This is a genomic window from Blautia fusiformis (genome assembly GCF_020686995.1).
GTDB classification, from domain to species: Bacteria; Bacillota; Clostridia; order Lachnospirales; family Lachnospiraceae; genus Blautia_A; species Blautia_A fusiformis.
This window is the reverse complement of record NZ_JAJEPT010000008.1, coordinates 37661-56749: the sequence shown is the minus strand read 5'-3', so window position 1 is coordinate 56749 and position 19089 is coordinate 37661. Positions and strand designations below refer to the sequence as shown.

Here is a 19089-nt window from a genome sequence, read left to right as displayed (position 1 = left end):
ATTGCAGAATGAAGAAAATATTAGCTTTGCCGGCGGAGCTGTACCAGAATCGAAAGCTGGTTTTAAGCCTTGCAAAAAATGATTTCAAAACAAAATATGCAGGATCCTATCTTGGTATTGTCTGGGCATTTATCCAGCCTATCGTAACGATCCTGGTCTACTGGTTTGTATTTTCCGTAGGACTGAAGGCCGGAACGGTATCGGATTATCCTTTTGTACTCTATCTGGTATCCGGTATCGTACCGTGGTTTTTCTTCCAGGACGCATTAAACGGTGGAACCAATGCCCTGATCGAATACAATTATCTTGTGAAGAAGGTTGTATTCAAGATCAGCATCCTTCCCATCGTAAAAATCATCTCCGCACTTTTTGTGCATGTTTTCTTTGTGGCCTTTGCACTGCTCTTATGTGCGTGCTACGGATATACACCAAGCCTTTATACATTGCAGATCATTTATTACTCTGTCTGCACCTTCCTTTTTGTGTTGGGACTTGTGTATGCTACAAGTGCGATCGTCATTTTTTTCCGTGATCTGACCCAGATCATCAGTATTTTTCTTCAGGTGGGTGTATGGCTTACACCGATCATGTGGGATATCAATATGCTTTCTTCACATCCATGGCTGATCAAGCTGTTTAAGCTGAATCCGATGTACTATGTAGTTACGGGCTACCGTGATTCCATGCTTGGTCATGTCGGGATCTGGAACCATGCTTCATGGACGATCTATTTCTGGGTAGTTACGATCCTGCTTTTCGGACTGGGATCTGTGATATTCAAACGTCTGAAGCCGCATTTTGCAGATGTGCTTTAATTGAATGCGGATGGCGGATATCCGCCTGATCCGGACCGGACAGTTCCCATGGGGGATTTGCTCTGTAAGGATAAAAAGCAGAACGGCGGCAGATTGTGAGAGTGAACGATTTACACAAAAGTGAGGTTGAAAATGGCAGAAGATATTGCGATTTCAGTAAATGATGTCAGTAAGATGTACAAGCTTTACGATAATCCTATGGACCGTCTTAAGGAGTCCTTGGGATTATCCAGAAAAAAGAAATATAAAGAGCATTATGCGCTCAACCATGTATCCTTTCAGGTGCATAAGGGAGAAACAGTGGGAATTATTGGAACAAATGGTTCCGGAAAATCCACGATCCTGAAGATCATCACCGGCGTACTTTCGCCCACAGCCGGGGAAATAGCCGTAAACGGAAGGATCTCAGCTCTTCTGGAGCTGGGAGCCGGATTTAACGGAGAATATTCCGGACTTGAAAATGTATATCTCAACGGAAGTATGATCGGTTTTTCCAGGGAAGAGATCGATGCCAAGCTGCAGTCTATTCTGGATTTTGCAGATATCGGTGATTTTATCTATCAGCCGGTAAAAACATACTCCAGTGGTATGTTCGTGCGTCTGGCTTTTGCGGTAGCTATCAATATCGATCCGGAGATCCTGATCGTTGATGAGGCTCTTTCCGTGGGAGATGTATTTTTCCAGGCAAAATGTTACCGGAAGTTCGAAGAGTTTAAGGAAATGGGGAAGACCATTCTGTTTGTAAGCCATGACCTGAGCAGTATCGGAAAATACTGTGACCGTGTTGTGCTTCTAAACAAAGGTGAGAAGCTTGCAGAGGGTGGCGCCAAGGAGATGGTCAATCTTTACCGTCGTGTACTGGTCAATCAGTATGACGATGCAGATCTGGAAGAAAACACAGACGATGCAGAAGAGGGACAGGCGACGGAGAACCAGGCAGCCGGAGCAGACGTTTCACTGAAAGCACATACCGGAAGCGGAAAAGCTATGAAGGACAGCCTGAACCTGAATCCCAAGGTCCTGGAATATGGCAGCAAGCTTGGCGAGATCGTGGATTTTGCCATCCGGGATGATACAGGTATGATCACCAATGTGATCGAAAAAGGCAAGGAATTTTCCGTTCAGATGAAAGTGAAATTCCAGGCAGATGTCAGCGATCCGATCTTTGCATTTACCCTGAAAGATCTGAAAGGCACCGAGATCACAGGAACCAATACCATGTATGAACATACGCCTCTGAAACCGCAGAAAGCAGGCGATGTCCGTGAGATCACCTTCAAACAGGTGATGCCTCTGGAGGCAGGGGAATATATGCTGTGTTTGGGCTGCACCGGATATAAAGACGGCGATTTTACCGTATTTCATCGTCTTTACGATGTGTGCAACCTGACCGTGATCACAGATAAGAAAGCAGTGGGATATTTTGATCTGTTTTCCAAAGTATCTGTGAAATAAGTGGAGGAACGACTATGGCGGAGTTGAATTTAGATTATTATACGGCGAAGGATCATTATTCCGATGGGGATATCGAGGAAACACTTCTGAAAATGGCGCAGGAAGGAAAATCTTTTGATGACCTGCCGGAGGAAGAGGTGAGTTTTCCAATGGTCTACCATTTTTCAGGGCTGCGGGAGAACATCTTAAACTGGTACCCTCTGAAAAAGGCGGATTCCGTTCTTGAAATCGGAGCCGGATGCGGAGCCATTACCGGAATGCTTTGCCGCAAGGCCGGTCATGTGACTTCCGTGGAGCTTTCCAAACGTCGGGCAGATATCAATTATGCGAGAAACAGGGATAAGGAAAATCTGACGATCATGGTTGGAAACCTGAATGACATGACTTTTCCGGAAAAATTCGACTATGTGGTAGTAAACGGTGTGCTTGAGTATGCCATGAGCTTTACCGAGGGAAAAACTCCTTACGAGACATTTCTTCAGCGGATGGGCGCTTATCTGAAGCCTGAGGGAAGACTTCTGATTGCCATTGAGAACAGACTGGGACTGAAGTACTTTGCCGGAGCACCGGAGGATCACACAGATCTTCATTTTTTCGGGATCAACGGATATCCGGGAAATCAGTCTGTGCGCACCTTTTCCAAGAATGAACTGGGAGAGCTGCTGGAAAACAGCGGCTTTCCTTTTCTGCGCTTTTACTACCCGTATCCGGATTATAAATTTCCGACAGAGATTTTTACAGATGAGAGTCTTTATACCAATTCCTACGGAAGAAGCTATCCTGTATACACAGATAAGACAGCAGATCTTTTTGCAGAAAGTGAAGGCGTAAAGGCCTTCGAAAAAGAGAAGATCCTGGACAGCTTTGTGAATTCTTTTCTTGTGGAGGCAGGACGTACCGAAAACCGGGACCCGGAGGAAATCCTTTATGTGAAGCTGAACCAGGAGCGAAAAGAAAAGTTCCGTCTTCTGACCAGGATCGTCCGGGAGAACGGAGAGGTCCGTGCGGAAAAAGAGGCTATGGTGCCCCAGGCTGAGGAATTTGTGGAAAAACTGGAAAAAACCGGAACAGAGAGTACCGGATCTGATAAATACAAGAATCTTCCCTGCAGGGCAGAAAACGGAAAGATCTCTTATCCGCTCCTTACCGGAAAAACTCTTCACCAGGAAATCGCAGAGTTTGCCCAGAAAGAAGATCTTGAAGAGATCAAGGCCCTTCTTAAAAAATTCTATCAGGAATTTTTCGGGGCTCGTCAGGTTGTGGATTACAGGACCGGAGAGTTCCGTGAGGTATTTGGTGATCATCCGGGAAGAAATGATTACGAATGCGTCTGCCCGGCCAATGTGGATCTGATCTGCAGCAACATCTTTATGGGAGAAAAGGAAAATCAGATCATAGATTATGAGTGGATGTTTGATTTCCCTGTGCCTGTGAATTTTATCATGTGGCGCCTGATCCATGAATTGTATACACATGTTTCTGAGCTGCCGCGGTTATGTCATGAGGATGAGATGATGGCGGAGTTTGACATCAGCTATACAGACTATGAGATATTTATGGATTGGACCATGCATTTCGTCTATGAGTATGTGGGCTGTGGTTCTCTGATCCCGTTTGAACAGAAAAAAGTGCCGGTTTCCGTAACAGAGCTGGTGAACAGAGAAAGAGAAAAGCACCAGATGCACAGCAAGATGTACTATGATCTTGGTGAGGGCTTCTGTGAAGAGCATACACTTTATGCAGAGGGAAAACTTTCCGGAAACCGTTTCCGGGTAGAGTTTGCGCTTTCCGGTATCAAAGGAATACGAAATCTCCGCTGGAATCCTGCAAACGGTCATTTCCTGAAAGTGAGGATAGAGCGTCTGGATTGCGGATGCAGTGCGGAGCTTGTGCCTCAGGGTGTCCATATGAAAGTGGATAACAGTACCACTGCGTTTTTTACCACCGATGGCTTTTATCTTATCGATGTTACACACCCGGAAAATGTGGACAGGATCGTAATAGAGGGAAAACTTGACTGCCTTGAGCTTCCGGATGTGGAAAAGCTTCTGGCCTTTGAAAAAGAGCGTGAAGTACGAAGAGAACAGGAGCGTGTCAGAAAAGAGGCTGAACGTGCCGCAAAGCAGGCTGCAGCGGAAGCAGCACGTGCGCAGGAAGAGGCCCTTCGTCATCCAGGCAAAAAAGCGCAGGTAAAGAGACTGGTCAAAAAGGTTCTTCGTTATCATACAGAGCCGGCAGCAGTGATGGGGGTGGAGACAACTCCTACCTGTATGGGCAGTGTTGACTTCTTCCATTATGAGAATGGCACCTTAAATGCCATTGGCTGGGCCTTTGATCCGACATTCGCGTCTATGGAACAGCCAAGGATCGCATTTTATCAGGGAACACAGAAGCTTCAGGAGGCTTCCTGTACTACGATCTACCGTACGGATGTGGCTAATGCCATTGGAAATCCGGATGCGGAAAGTGCCGGATTTTCTTTCCTGGCAACGGTTCTTGCGCCGGCAGAGACTTCTGTTTTCCTGGAATACGGAACCGCAGCGGATACCGGGAGATTCCTTATCGGAAAGATCCCGGGAACCAGGGATCAGAAAGAACTTCTGGTATACGCTATCGAAGATCCGAAGAGTATCGGAAATCTCCGCCATTTCAAACAGCGTCATGTACGCAGTGCGAGAAAGGCATATCCACAGTCGATCTATCAGCAGAAGGTGGATGTGATCGTGCCGGTTTACAACGGACTGGAGTATTTTGATGCTCTGTTTTCCGGAATTGAAAAGACAAAGGTTCCATATCGTCTGATCATCGTAAATGATAAGAGCCCGGATCCTGAAGTAGGAAAATATCTGGAAAAATACGCCGCAGAGCATGACAATGTGGTGCTTCTTAATAATGAGACCAATATGGGCTTCCTTCCGTCTGTAAACCGTGGATTAAAGATGGCGGAAAATCATGTTGCTCTTGTAAATACAGATGTGGAGGTTCCGGAAGAGTGGCTGGAGCGCCTGATGCTTCCGATCTTTGCAAAGGAAAATATTGCAACCACCACACCGTTTACCACCTGCGGAACCATCTGCAGCTTCCCGGATTTCTGCCGGGATAACAAACTGTTTGAGGGAATGCCGCTGTGGGAGATCGATGATGAATTCCGCATGATCCGTCCGCAGTATCCGGCCATGCCTACCGGTGTGGGCTTCTGCATGGGTATGAACCTGAAAGCGATCCAGGAGGTTGGCCTTCTGGATGAGGAGAATTTCGGAAAAGGTTACGGTGAGGAGAATGACTGGTGCCAGCGTGCCATAGCTGCAGGCTATGAGAACGTGCATGTGGATAACCTGTTTGTATATCACAAGCATGGTGGAAGCTTCCCGTCTGAGGAAAAGCAGAGACTCCTGAAAGAGCACAGTGAGGCGCTGCTCCGCAAGCATCCGGATTACAACAAGGATACTGCGGATTACTGCAGAAGAGACCCGCTTCGTCCGGTAAGACTTTACGTGGAAATGAAGCTTCTCAACAGGAAGCTGGATGTGCCTACTATTGTGGCCTTTGACCATGATCTCGGCGGTGGTGCCACGGCTTATCTTGTGGAGAAAAGACGTCTGGCTCTGCGGGAAGGATATCGTTTTGTGACCATTCGCTATAATATCGTAAGCAATCGTTTTTACTTTACGTATCAGTATAAGCAGTATGAGATGGAATTTTTTGCAAATGATCTGGAAACTGCCCTTGGTGAGCTGATGCGTGTGGATGAGATCTGGATCAACGAGCTTGTGACCTATCAGAATCTTTACGGAACCCTGGAACGTATCCTGCGTCTTAAGAGAGAGCAGGGTGCGAAGCTCCTTATGCTCCTTCATGATTTCTTTGCCCTTTGTCCGGCAGTGAATCTGATCGATGCAGAAGGAAAATACTGTGGTGTTCCATCCTGTGAGGTCTGTGATAAATGTATTCCGGATAACCGCAGCAATGCCTGCACAGAATACGGAACCGGAACTCTCTGGCGTACAAAATTCCGGGAATTTCTGTCAAACTGTGATGAGATCCGTGCATTTTCCGATGATACGGCAAGGCTGTTCAAGCGTGCTTATCCGGATGTATACAATCTCCATGTGATCCCGCATGCACCCCATTACCTTCCGGCAGTGGAAAAAAACAAAAAGACCACAGAGACCTTTAACATTGGTCTTATCGGCGTACTCTGCTACAAAAAAGGCCTGGAAGTTGTGAAGGCACTTGCGGGATATATCGAAGAGAATGAACTGAATATCCGTCTGAGACTGATCGGTACTTCCGACGAAGAGATCGAAAGTCCGGTATTTTCCCAGACAGGAAGATATACAAGAGAGGAGATCCCGAGACTTACCCTGGAGCAGGATATTGATATGTTCCTGATCCCGTCCGTATGGCCGGAGACCTTCTCCTACACAACCTCGGAGATCATTTCCATGGGATTTCCGGTAGCTGTACTTCCGGTAGGTGCACCTGTAGAACGTGTGAAACGATATGCCAGGGGCCTTGTTCTGAAAGATGAGCAGCCGGAGAATATTGTGGAAGAGATGATTTCTCTGTGGAAAACTCTCGGCGGAAGTGAACTCCCTGTGGAAAAACGCAGGCTTCTTTTTGTAGGAGAGGAGATTTCCTTTGCATCCAGATATCGTGTGGAGCATTTCCGGGAGCAGCTGATCCTTAAAGGCTATGCATCGAAATTTATCCAGATGGATCAGGCAGAGCAGGAAAAGATCGAGGAATATACAGCGATCGTGATGTACCGCTGCAGCAAGCTGATGGAAGCAGAAATGCTTGCCAACCGGGCGAAAGCAGCCGGAATCCCTGTTTACTATGATGTGGATGATCTGGTATTTGATTACGAAAAAATTTCCGGACTGCATTTCCTGAAGGGAAGCGAGTACAGTGACTTCTGCACAACTACAGACCGTATCCGCGGATGTATGGGATTCTGCGACGGATATTTTACATCCACGGAGACGCTGGCAGGAGAGATCCGGGCAGAATTCCCGGGAAAACCGGTGGTGATCAACCGCAACTGTATGAGTATGGAGATGGAGATCCTGTCTCACGAGGCTGTGGAGCAGACAGACAAGGCTAAAGACCGGATCTATATCGGATATTTAAGTGGTTCCAAAACCCATGACCAGGATTTTGCCCAGGTGGAGGCAGCACTTCTGGAGGTGATGGAGCGCCACCCGGAGGTTTACCTGAAGCTGGTGGGTGTGCTGGATGAATCCGGAATGGAGCCGGTGCAGAACCGCATCGAGAAGCTTCCGTTTATGGACTGGAGACAGCTGCCCGCCGTGATCGCAGGACTTGATATCAATCTGATGCCGCTGGAGAACAGCCTGTTCCATTGGTGCAAATCCGAGAACAAGTGGACAGAGGCTGCTCTTGTAAAGGTTCCAAGTGTCATGAGCCGTAACTGTGAGATGGAATACGTGGTCGAAAACGGAAAAGATGGCTGGATGTGCACCACAAAAGAAGAGTGGGTCAATGCCCTGGAAGCTCTGGTAACCGATGAGAAGGCCAGAAAAGCTATGGGTGAGGCCGCACATCAGAAGGTTATGGAACATTACCTTACAGTAAATACCGGAAAAGATGCAATGGAGGAATTGTTATGCAGCGAGAGCTATACGAAGTAGAAAAGGACAGGTTTGACCTGAAGGACATTTCTCTGTATCACCTTCAGGGGATCTGGCCGAAGAATCATAAGCCGGAAGCCGTTCTTGACGGGGAAAAGCTTCCGGCAGCCATCAGTGCCCAGGAGCGTGTCAGCGCCCTGGAGCGCTTTAAGGATCTGGATCTGGTAAACGGAGAACGTGTACAGATGGAAATCTGCCTGCCGGATCTGGAGGGCAAAAAGAAGCTTGTTGTTTATGCGGTAAAGGGTGAAAAACGTATCCGGTGGTTTTCTGTTTCGGCAGCACAGCTTTACAGGAAACAGGGAAAACCGCAGTACTTTATCGAGAGCATCGAGGTGGAAGCTGGGGAAAAAATCTGCCGTGTCCGTGGGTGGGCAGCCTTTAACAGCCCCCTGACCATACGCTTGGAGGATCGCAGCCGGAATGAAATCCCCTGCGAGATCACCAGACTGAAACGTGTGGATGTGCAGAATCAGTACCAGGAAACAGAGATCGATGAGAAGAGCGGTTTTTTCTTTGAATTCCATTATGACAGTGTGAAGGACTTCTACATTGTATTTGAGGCAGGCAATGTGCGGACACTTCGTCTGGTACATCTGCAGCCACAGAAGCGCCTTGCGGAGAAAGCTGCGGTATATTTCCGTAAGGGAAGCCGTTACATGAAGCTTCACGGAGCAGCAGCCCTTACCGGAAAGGTATTCGGAAAGGTGCTGGACCGTAAAAACCGTCCGGTGGATTATTCCAAATGGATCGTGAAGCATCTGCCGGACAAGGCAGAGCTTGCAGAAGAAAGAAAAACGAAATTTTCCAGGAATCCAAAATTCAGTATTGTGATCCCGCTTTACAAAACACCGGAGAAATATCTCCAGCAGCTGGTAGATTCCATAGAAGCCCAGACCTACGGGAACTGGGAGCTCTGTCTTTCTGACGGAAGCGGAGCAGATTCTCCTCTTACCGATTATCTTAACAGGCTGGAAAAAAGTGATGACAGGATCCGCGTGATCCGCAACGACCAGGCACTTAAGATCGCAGAGAATACCAATGCTGCCATGAAAGCGGCAACAGGGGATTTTATCGTGTTTGCAGATCATGATGATGAGCTGACGCCGGACGCTCTGTTCCGGTGTGTGAAAGCGCTGAATGAGGATCCGGAGCTTAAGGTTCTGTATTCCGATGAAGATAAGATGTCCATGGACGGGCACAAATTCTTTCAGCCGCATTTCAAACCGGACTTCAATATTGATCTTTTGTGTACAGTAAACTACATCTGTCATCTTTTTGTCGTAAAAAAAGAGATCGTGGATCAGATCGGAATGCTGAAAAAGGAATTTGACGGTGCACAGGATTATGATTTTGTGTTCCGCTGTGTGGAAGCTGCGGGAAGAGAGCAGATCCATCATATCCCCAGGATCCTTTATCATTGGAGATGCCATGAGGATTCCACAGCAGAGAATCCGGAAAGCAAGATGTATGCCTTTGATGCAGGAGCACGTGCCATCAAGGCTCATTATGACAGGATCGGAGTTCCGGTGGAAATCGAAAAGGGTGAATATCTTGGACTTTACCGTACAAAATTCCTCTGGGAGGAAAAACCGCTGATCTCCATCATCATCCCAAACAAGGATCACATTGATGATCTGAAGAGATGTATTGATTCCATCGAAGAAAAGGCAACTTACCGCAATTATGAGTATGTGATCGTGGAGAACAACAGTACGGAGGATGAGACCTTTGCTTACTATAAAGAGCTGGAAGCATCCAATCCGAAAGCCCATGTGGTGTACTGGGATGGTATTTTCAACTATTCTGCCATCAATAATTTCGGAGCTGCTCATGCTAAGGGTGACTATCTGCTTCTTCTCAACAATGATACGGAGATCATCAGCCCGGACTGTCTGGAGCAGCTTCTGGGATACTGTATGAGACCGGATGTGGGAGCTGTAGGAGCGCGGCTCTATTATGAGGATGATACCGTGCAGCATGCAGGAGTAGTCGTTGGCTTCGGCGGTATTGCGGGACACTGCTTTGTGCAGCAGAAGAGAGACGCTACCGGATACTGCCACAGGATCATCTGTGCCCAGGATTACAGCGCTGTAACCGCAGCCTGCATGATGGTGAAGCGTGAGGCCTTTGATAAGGTTCACGGATTAAGTGAGGAATTTCAGGTTGCCTTTAATGACATAGATTTCTGCCTTCGTCTGGGAAAAGCCGGATATCTGGTTGTATACAATCCTTATGCGGAGCTTTATCACTATGAATCCAAATCCAGAGGTCTTGAGGATACACCGGAGAAGGTGGCAAGATTTAACCGCGAGATCGCTTCCTTTGAGAAGCACTGGCCGGAGATCCTCCGTGACGGAGATCCTTACTATAATCCGAACCTTACACTGGAGAGCCAGGATTTCTCTCTGAAGCGGATATAGGAGGTTATATTTTGGAAAAGAAAAAAATCTGGAAGGATGAGAGAGTTCAGGCAGGGGTTCTTGTCCTGGCAGCATTTCTGCTCCTGACTGCATGGGCGTTTATGCAGCCCCTGGGGGCAGGCCCCGATGAAAAAATGCGCTACATGGTGGCACAGTATCTTCATGAGCATCCGGGAAAGCTGCCTCTTGGAGATGAGCCAACCATCCGTGATGCGACATGGGGGATTTCCTATGCCTATTATCCGATCCTTTCCTATATGGTATCTGCTGTCTTTATGGGGATCGCAGGTTTGTTCCATGCATCTGCAGACGGATTACTCCATGCGGCGAGGATGGCAGATGTGCTCTTTGTGACTGGAGCGGTATATTTTGTGGTGAAAGCATCCGGAAAGCTTTTTCCGAAAGAGGGAAGATGGCTGTTTGCCGCACTGGCAGGCTTTATGCCGCAGGCATTGTTTCTGGGAACTTATGTAAACACGGATTCCCTGGCGCTTTTATCCATGGCGATGATCCTGTATTCCTGGTCCTGTTATCTGGAAGCGAGAGACTGGAGCTTCAGAAATTCGATCCTTCTGGCTGTTGGAATGGCAGTCTGTGCACTGTCCTACTATAATGCCTACGGATGGATCTTATGCAGCTTCCTGTTTTTCTGCCTGACAGTCCTTCTGTGCAGGGAAGAGCCGGTAAAACAGAGAGTTGCATTTCTGCTCCGGAGAGGGATCGTGATCGCGGCAGTAACCCTTGCCTTATGCGGCTGGTGGTTTATACGAAATGCCGTTCTCTATGACGGAGATCTTATCGGAAGAAAAGCCTGTGCACAGTGTGCGGAAAAATATGCGGCTGTTGATTACAGACCGTCCAGATACCCTACACCGGAGAAGCTGAACTGGTCATGGAAGGATATCCTTCTGTATCAGGACCCGGGCTGGCAGCATAACTGGCTGCTGACAGTTCTGGTAAGCTTTATCGGAACCTTTGGCCTGATGCAGATCTATATGCCTTATAGTGTGAGCAAGGCATATTTCCTGTTCTTTGGAATGGGTGGGATCGGTATTTTGACCATGCTGGGAATATTTTATCCGAAGAAACGTACTGTGGTAAAAGAACGAAAAGCAGCAGGAAGTGAAAAGCTGAAGATAAAAACAATAACCGTGTACGATAAATGGGACAGAAAAGGGATCTTTCATCTGCTGCTGATCCTTCTGATCCTGATCCCTGTGGGTCTGTTTATGTATTATGTATATTATAGTGACAACCAGGCACAGGGACGTTATATCATGCCGGCACTGTATCCGGCCATGTATTTTGTGACAGCCGGCTGGAATCGTCTGCTTGAGCGTTTTGTAAAAAAGGAAAATATCAGAATGTGGATATACCGGGTCCTGACAGCACTTCTGGCTGCTTCGCCGTTTTTATGCTATATCTTCCTGGTAGTTCCGTTTTATGGCTGACACCCCGATGGGTGAGATGGCAGAAAAAAATCCCTTCTATGTATCCGGATATGACCGGTACATAGGAGGGATTTTTTGATTCTGAAATATATTTGCCTGGGAACCAAGATCAGGAACGGATGATCCGGATCATGCGCCACAGCAGAAGGATAAGGAGCAGGATGCCCACACCGCCAATGGCAAAATACGGGATCTGGGATCTGGATTCGGAATAAGCTTTTGCAGAATCCATGTTTTCATCATTTTCCAGTACATCGGAAGAGCTTTCCTGGGAGGAATCCTCGACAACTGCAGTTCCCACCTGAGTTCCGCCAAAGGAATAGGTGCGTAAGATCTGACCATCAGATTCCGTATCTTCCGTAGTCAGGTCGTCTGCGGTCGCACCGGATGGAACCATTACAGTGCCGCCGGACAGGATGTGAAAATCATCCTCGCTGAGATTCAGAAGCTGGAAATTGGAAAAACCGTAATCCAGAAGTGAGATCGCTTCGTTGGCTGTCTGACCGGTCGCTCCGTTCATGACTACTGCGATCAGAGTAGTACCATTTCGCTGTGCAGCTGTGACAAGAACGCTTCCGGAAGCAGTGGTGGTACTTTCACGACCGCCGATACATCCTTCATAATAGGAAGCGGATGCAGGATCTGTCATGGTAAAAGAGCTTGTCAGGTTACGGGTACCGCCGGAAACATTGGTAGCCGGGATCGTATAGGAGGTGGCTCCGGAGATGGTGCGGAAGCTGTCATTACGGATAGCCGCCTGCATGATCAGAGCCAGATCATGTGCTGTGGTATGCTGGTTGTCATCCGGGAGACCGGTAGGATTGGTAAATACCGTATTGGTGCATCCAAGTTCTCGGGCACGGTCGTTCATTTTCTGGACAAAGGCATCCACAGATCCGCCGATCTGTTCTGCGACCTGGAGAGCAATGTCATTGGCAGAGGCCAGCATCAGAGCGTAAAGGCACTGCTCCATGGTAAATACCTCTCCGAGCTGTGAGGAAATATGAGCGCCTCCGTCTGTAACACCGGATACACCGGTTTCTGTCATGGTAACCTGATCGTCAAGCTGGCTGTTCTCCAGTGCCAGAAGACAGGTCATGATCTTAACTGCGCCGGCCGGAGAAAGCGTGGTGTCCATATCCTTGGCATAGAGAATCGTATCGGAAGTATCTTCCATGATCACGGCAGATGCGGAAGTGATCTCAGGCCCCTGAGGCCATCCGCTGATCCCATTGGTGGTAACACCGGAGGATACAGCAACAGCGGTTTCTTCTGTGGCGAAAACTGGAGTCTGGAACACCATGGAAGCGGAGATCCCAATAGCCAGAAGCGCTGTGGTTATTCTTGATTTTTTCATGATAAATGGTACTCCTGTATAAAAAATAATTCTTATGTAAGCAATACATACGTAAGCTCAGTATAACACATTTCCTCTCTTCCTTGCAAAAAAAATGATGGAATGGTAAAATATGTTCATCAAACTGTTACTGAGAACAGAGTGAACAGTAACAGCAAACTGAGTAATACGGAGATAATATATGAGTAAAGATGATTCTACAGGAAAGATCCAATGGGACAGACTTATAAAGAAGCTTTCCCCCTATACAGTACAGAAGGGCTTAAGATACCTGAAGCATTATGGTCTGAAAGAGTTCTGGATCCGGCTTCATGAACGTTTTGAACCGGAAGAGGTTCCTTACGGACCATGGTATGAGGCATACAGACCTGACGAGGAAACACTGGAGAAGCAGCGGAAACGCAAATTTCCGGATGGGCCGTTGATCAGCATTGTGGTACCTGCATATCTGACACCGGAGCGTTTTTTAAGACAGATGCTGGACTCTCTCCTTGCACAGACATATGAGAACTGGGAGCTGTGTCTGGCAAACGGAAGCCCGGAGGATCCGGACATGCAGACTGTGCTGAGATCCTATGCAGAGATGGACAGGAGGATCCGCTATCAGGATCTGAAAGAGAATCTTGGCATTGCAGAAAATACAAACGCAGCTTTTGCCATGGCAGAGGGTGATTTTATCGCACTTCTGGATCATGATGATCTGCTGGCACCTAATGCATTGTATGAGATCGCGGCGGCACTGGAGGAGCATCCGGAGGCGGATGTGATCTATACAGATGAGGATAAGGTCACGACAGATCTTTCTGAACATTTTCAGCCCCATCTGAAACCGGACTTTAACCTGGATCTTTTAAGATCCAATAATTATATCTGCCATTTTCTGGTGGTAAGACGTTCCGTAGTGCAGACAGTGGGCGGATTTCGCCGGGAATTTGACGGCGCCCAGGATTATGATTTCATTTTCCGCTGTGTGGAGCAGGCAAGGAAAGTGGTCCATGTACCGGAGATCCTTTATCACTGGAGGACCCACAAATCCTCCACAGCAGATAATCCGGCAAGCAAGATGTATGCTTTTGAAGCCGGCAGACGTGCCATTGAGGGGAATCTCAAACGGACCGGAACTCCGGGAACCGTGGAGCATACTCCGGATTTTGGATTTTACCGTGTGAAGTATCCGGTGCAGGGAGAACCTCTGGTTTCTGTTATCATTCCGAACCGTGAGGAGAAAGAAACGCTTCAGGCCTGCGTGGAATCCATTTTTGAAAAAACTGCCTACAAAAATTACGAGATCATCATTGTGGAGAATAACAGCAGCTCCGAAGAGATCTTCCGGTATTACAGAAAGCTTTCGGAGGATCCCAGGGTCCATCTGATCCGCTGGAAAAAAGGCTTCAACTATTCTGCCATCAACAATTTCGGGGTGCGCCATGCCAAGGGAGATTATCTGCTTTTTCTGAATAATGACGTAAAGGTCATCGATCCGGACTGGATGTCAGAGATGCTGAGCGTGTGCCAGCGTAAGGAAACAGGTGCAGTTGGCGTCAAGCTGATCTATCCGGATAACACCATTCAGCATGCAGGCTGCGTGGTGGGAATGGGCGGAATTGCCGGGAACATGTTTGTGAATATGCCGGCAGAGCGTACCGGATATCTCCATAAGGCCTCTCTTCTGCAGGATATGAGCTGTGTGACTGCAGCATGTATGATGATGAAGAAGGAAGTTTTTCTGGAGGCAGGAGGCTTTACGGAAGAGCTTGCAGTTGCGTTTAATGATGTGGATCTCTGTCTGAAGGTGCGAAGCCACGGCCATCTGATCGTCTATGATCCGTATGTGAAGCTCTATCATTACGAATCCAAGTCAAGAGGCACTGAGGACAGCGAGGAAAAGGTCCGCCGTTTCCAGACGGAGATCGAATACATGCGCTGTCACTGGCTGGATATCCTGAAAAAAGGAGATCCATACTATAACAAAAATCTTTCTTTAACCAAATGGAATTATTCCCTGAAGCCCCTTCCGGGAATGGGAAAGAAGAAGGGATAAAGCAATGCAGGAAGTATCAGTAGTCATACCAAACTTTAACGGAATGGCATATCTGGATGGTGTTCTTTCCAGTCTTGAAAGACAGACTATCCGTAATTTTGAGGTTATACTAGTGGATAATGGTTCCACTGATGGCAGCTGTGCATTTGTTTCAGCGGAATATCCATGGGTACACATGATACAGCTTCCGGAGAATTACGGTTTCAGCAGAGCCGTCAATGAAGGGATCCATGCGGCACGTTCCCCATATGTGTTGCTTCTGAACAATGATACGGAAGCGGAACCGGATTTCCTGGAGGAGATGGTTGCTGCCCTGCGCAGACATAAGAAGGCATTTTCCTGTCAGGCAAAGATGATCCAGCTTCATGACAGGGACAAGATGGATGATGCCGGAAATTATTACTGTGCCCTTGGCTGGGCTTTTGCCAGGGGAAAAGGCAAGGACATCCGCCATTATGACCGAGAGCAGAAGATTTTTTCCACCTGTGCGGGAGCTGCGATCTACCGGAAGAAATTTATTGACAGGATCGGAGATTTTGATGAGGAGCATTTTGCTTATCTGGAGGATCTGGATATCGGTTATCGGGCCAGAATCTGCGGTTATCAGAACTGGTATGCTCCAAAAGCGAAAGTTTATCATGTAGGAAGCGGTACTAGCGGATCCAGATATAATCAGTTTAAGATCCGGTATTCTTCCAGAAACAATATTTATCTTATCTATAAGAATATGCCGTTTCTCCAGATCGTGCTGAACTTTCCGTTTTTTCTGGTGGGATTCGGTGCGAAGATCCTGTTTTTTGCGTCCAAGGGATTCGGACGTGAGTACCTTGCAGGCATCAAAAACGGCTTTCAGATCAGCCGCAAAAACAAAAAAGTCAGATTTTCCATGAGGAATCTTCCGCGTTATATACAGCTCCAGTTTGAACTCTGGATCAACATTTTTAGGCGTTTTGCCGGTTAAGACACCATATTTTCACAGAATTTTTATATTTCGGAGGGAAGATTTTATTGCTTTTGGTTTTCATCTATTATAAGATAAAAGCAATGAACTTAAATGAGGTGGCGGAAATTGATTAAAGACAACCAGAAAAATTTCAGTCGTCTCCATATGCTGATCGATGTATTTGTGATCGCGGCCTCCTATGCCCTGGCCTGGCTGATCCGTTTTCAGGGAATTTTTGAGCATTCGGCGGTCCAGTCCAAGACCGTCCAGGAATATATGTTTATGCTGATATTCATTATTCCGGGATATTTACTTCTTTATCAGGCCTTTGATCTTTATACACCGATGCGAATGCAGGGGCGTCGTCTCGTACTTGCCGGAATTGTGAAGGCAAATGCGTTAGGGCTCCTTATCATCATGTTTGCACTTTACAATTTTAAAGAGCTGGACTATTCCCGTCTTACTCTGGTTTCTTTCTGTGTGATCAATATCGTCCTGGAATGGTTTGTGTGTATGGTTATATTTTACATTCTCCGGGATATGCGCAAAAAAGGAATGAACCAGAAACAGGTGCTGCTGGTAGGATACAGCCGTGCTGCCGAGGAATATGTAGACAGGATCCTGCAGAATCCGCAATGGGGATACGTGATCAGGGGCATACTGGATGACAATGTGCCGGCAGGCACTACTTATAAGGGCGTTAAGGTGATCGGTCGAATCGCCAATCTGATGATCATCCTTCCATCCAGTCGTCTGGATGAGATAGCCATTACCCTGGGCTTAAGTGAGTATTATCGTCTGGAAGAGATCGTTGCACTCTGTGAAAAATCCGGCGTGCACACAAAATTTATTCCGGATTATAATAATATTATTCCGACCAAACCATATACAGAAGATATTCTCGGGCTTCCGGTGATCAATATCCGGTATGTGCCCCTGAGCAACACGTTTAATGCACTGATCAAGAGATCTATGGATATTGCAGGCGCGATCGTTGCGATCATTGTGTCCTCACCAGTGATGCTGGTGTTGTGTATGCTGATCAAGCTGACTTCGCCGGGCCCGCTGATCTATAAGCAGGAACGTGTCGGGCTTCACAATCAGACTTTCCGGATGTATAAATTCCGTTCCATGGAGATCCAGAAAGAATCAGAAGAAAAAAAGGCGTGGACAGTAAAGAACGATCCAAGAGTTACCGGAATCGGTAAATTTATGCGTCATACCAGTCTGGATGAGCTTCCACAGCTTTTTAACATTCTGAAGGGTGAGATGAGTCTTGTGGGACCAAGACCGGAGCGGCCGTTTTTTGTAGAAAAGTTTAGGGAGGAGATACCACGTTATATGGTCAAGCATCAGGTGCGGCCGGGTCTTACCGGGTGGGCACAGGTAAATGGCTATCGTGGAGATACTTCTATCAGAAAAAGGATAGAGTGTGATCTGTATTATATCGAAAACTGGTCTGTGGGATTTGATATAAAGATCATGTTTCTTACCATATTCAAAGGATTTATTAATAAGAACGCATACTAAAAAGGGGAAAAGGAAAAGATGTCAAAACCTCGGAAAAAAAGCAAGAAGATTTTATTTATCCTGGAGATCGTCGTACTGCTCCTGTTTATCGGAGGTCTGTTCGTTTATGGTCAGATCTCAGCCAAACTGGATAAGATCGACATCCAGGAAACAGATCTTGCAGACCAGGATATTGTAACTAATGATCAGGCACCGCAGATGACGGGATATACCACCTATGCACTGTTCGGACTGGACCACAGAAGCAAGAATGAGAAGCTGAATACAGAGAACAGTGATACCATCATCATTGCGAGTATCAACAATGATACGAAGGCAGTCAAACTTGTGTCTGTCTATAGAGATACCCTTCTCAATGTAAAGGATGATACCTATTCCAAAGCCAATTCGGCATATGCATTTGGCGGACCGACCAACGCGGTTTCCATGCTGAATACGAATCTGGATCTGAATATCACAGATTATGTTGCCATTGATTTTAATGCGCTGGTAACTGTGGTAGACTGCCTCGGAGGATTGGACATCCCTCTTTCCTATGCGGAGATCGTTCATATGAACAATTACTGTGTGGAGACATCAGAGGAAACCGGAAAGAGCTACACACCGATCGAACTGCCGGATCCGAAGCCGGAGGATGAGGAAGCAATCGTAGATACCTATCATCTTAATGGTGTACAGGCTACCTCCTACTGCCGTATCCGTTATACTGCAAGTCTTGATATGGGACGTACCGAGAGACAGAGACGAGTGATCCAGATGATCGTAGATAAGGCGAAAAAGGCAGGACTTTCCACTATCTTTGATATTATGGATCAAGTATTCCCGATGGTCAAAACTTCTGTTTCCAAAACAGAGATCCTGAAGATGATCCCGGCTATGATCGGCTACAGTATTGATGAAACTACAGGCTTCCCCAATGATTATAAATTTGCCCAGGTAAAGGGCAGCGTTATCGTACCTACCACACTGGAATCCAATGTTCTGAAGATGCATCAGTTTCTGTATGGAGACACCAGTTACACTCCGACGCAGGATGTACTCAACAGAAGTGCCCAGATCACAAATATCGCAGGCGGAGGCGACGTGCAGGACACTGCACCTGCGGTGACAGATACACCGAATGACGCAACGGATGATTCGTACACGTGGCAGGGAGATACATCCACAGATTACAGCAGTACGGACACAAGTGATGATGCTGATTACAGCACAGACACAGATTATGATTCGGATTACTCCGGAGACGATTACAGCACAGATACGGATTATTCCGGAGACGATTACAGCACAGATACGGACGATTCCGATACGGATTATAGCGATTATACCGACGGAGAAGATTATTCGGAGAATGAATAAAACATCAAAATAAGCAACCAGCAGAAGGGACCATCCAGTAACGGGTGGTCCTTTCTGGACA

At 47.1% G+C, this 19089-nt stretch carries 10 protein-coding genes; 9 read left to right on the top strand and 1 reads right to left on the bottom strand.

The annotated features are described in order from the left end of the window. The first annotated feature begins 8 nt into the window (after window positions 1–8). From LKD46_RS08445 to LKD46_RS08425, 5 genes are all read left to right on the top strand, one after another. Window positions 9–815 carry an ABC transporter permease gene (locus LKD46_RS08445; protein WP_173753935.1) on the top strand — a complete coding sequence of 269 codons (807 nt, stop codon included), beginning with the start codon at window positions 9–11 and terminating at the stop codon, window positions 813–815. 132 nt (window positions 816–947) lie between these two features. Next, window positions 948–2270, top strand: a complete 1323-nt coding sequence (locus LKD46_RS08440) for an ABC transporter ATP-binding protein (protein WP_118625862.1) — start codon at window positions 948–950, stop codon at window positions 2268–2270. A gap of 14 nt (window positions 2271–2284) precedes the next feature. Beyond that, window positions 2285–7924, top strand: a complete 5640-nt coding sequence (locus LKD46_RS08435) for a glycosyltransferase (protein ID WP_118625860.1) — start codon at window positions 2285–2287, stop codon at window positions 7922–7924. After that, window positions 7900–10347: a glycosyltransferase family 2 protein gene (locus LKD46_RS08430; protein WP_118625858.1), complete on the top strand. Its 2448-nt coding sequence runs from the start codon at window positions 7900–7902 to the stop codon at window positions 10345–10347. The genes LKD46_RS08435 and LKD46_RS08430 overlap by 25 nt, the downstream gene beginning before the upstream one ends. Before the next feature lie 11 nt (window positions 10348–10358). Further along, window positions 10359–11798 (top strand): ArnT family glycosyltransferase, encoded by a 1440-nt coding sequence (locus tag LKD46_RS08425; RefSeq protein ID WP_022426967.1) that lies wholly within the window; start codon window positions 10359–10361, stop codon window positions 11796–11798. 109 nt (window positions 11799–11907) lie between these two features. Here the strand turns inward: LKD46_RS08425 and LKD46_RS08420 are convergent, their stop codons facing one another. Further along, the gene (locus tag LKD46_RS08420; protein WP_118608661.1) at window positions 11908–13155 is read right to left on the bottom strand and encodes a D-alanyl-D-alanine carboxypeptidase family protein; all 1248 of its coding nucleotides are present in this window, start codon (window positions 13153–13155) and stop codon (window positions 11908–11910) included. Between the two features lie 181 nt (window positions 13156–13336). Here LKD46_RS08420 and LKD46_RS08415 point away from each other — a divergent pair, with 181 nt between their 5' ends. The 4 genes from LKD46_RS08415 to LKD46_RS08400 all read left to right on the top strand — a co-directional run bounded on the left by LKD46_RS08415 (window position 13337) and on the right by LKD46_RS08400 (window position 19028). Further along, on the top strand, window positions 13337–15196 hold the full coding sequence (locus LKD46_RS08415; protein WP_022426968.1) for a glycosyltransferase family 2 protein: 1860 nt from the start codon (window positions 13337–13339) through the stop codon (window positions 15194–15196). Between the two features lie 4 nt (window positions 15197–15200). Then, window positions 15201–16157: a glycosyltransferase family 2 protein gene (locus tag LKD46_RS08410; RefSeq protein WP_227574020.1), complete on the top strand. Its 957-nt coding sequence runs from the start codon at window positions 15201–15203 to the stop codon at window positions 16155–16157. Window positions 16158–16265: 108 nt separating this feature from the next. Further along, the gene (locus tag LKD46_RS08405; RefSeq protein WP_227574019.1) at window positions 16266–17669 is read left to right on the top strand and encodes an undecaprenyl-phosphate glucose phosphotransferase; all 1404 of its coding nucleotides are present in this window, start codon (window positions 16266–16268) and stop codon (window positions 17667–17669) included. Between the two features lie 18 nt (window positions 17670–17687). Then, on the top strand, window positions 17688–19028 hold the full coding sequence (locus LKD46_RS08400; protein WP_022426970.1) for an LCP family protein: 1341 nt from the start codon (window positions 17688–17690) through the stop codon (window positions 19026–19028). The last annotated feature ends 61 nt before the right edge of the window (window positions 19029–19089 follow it).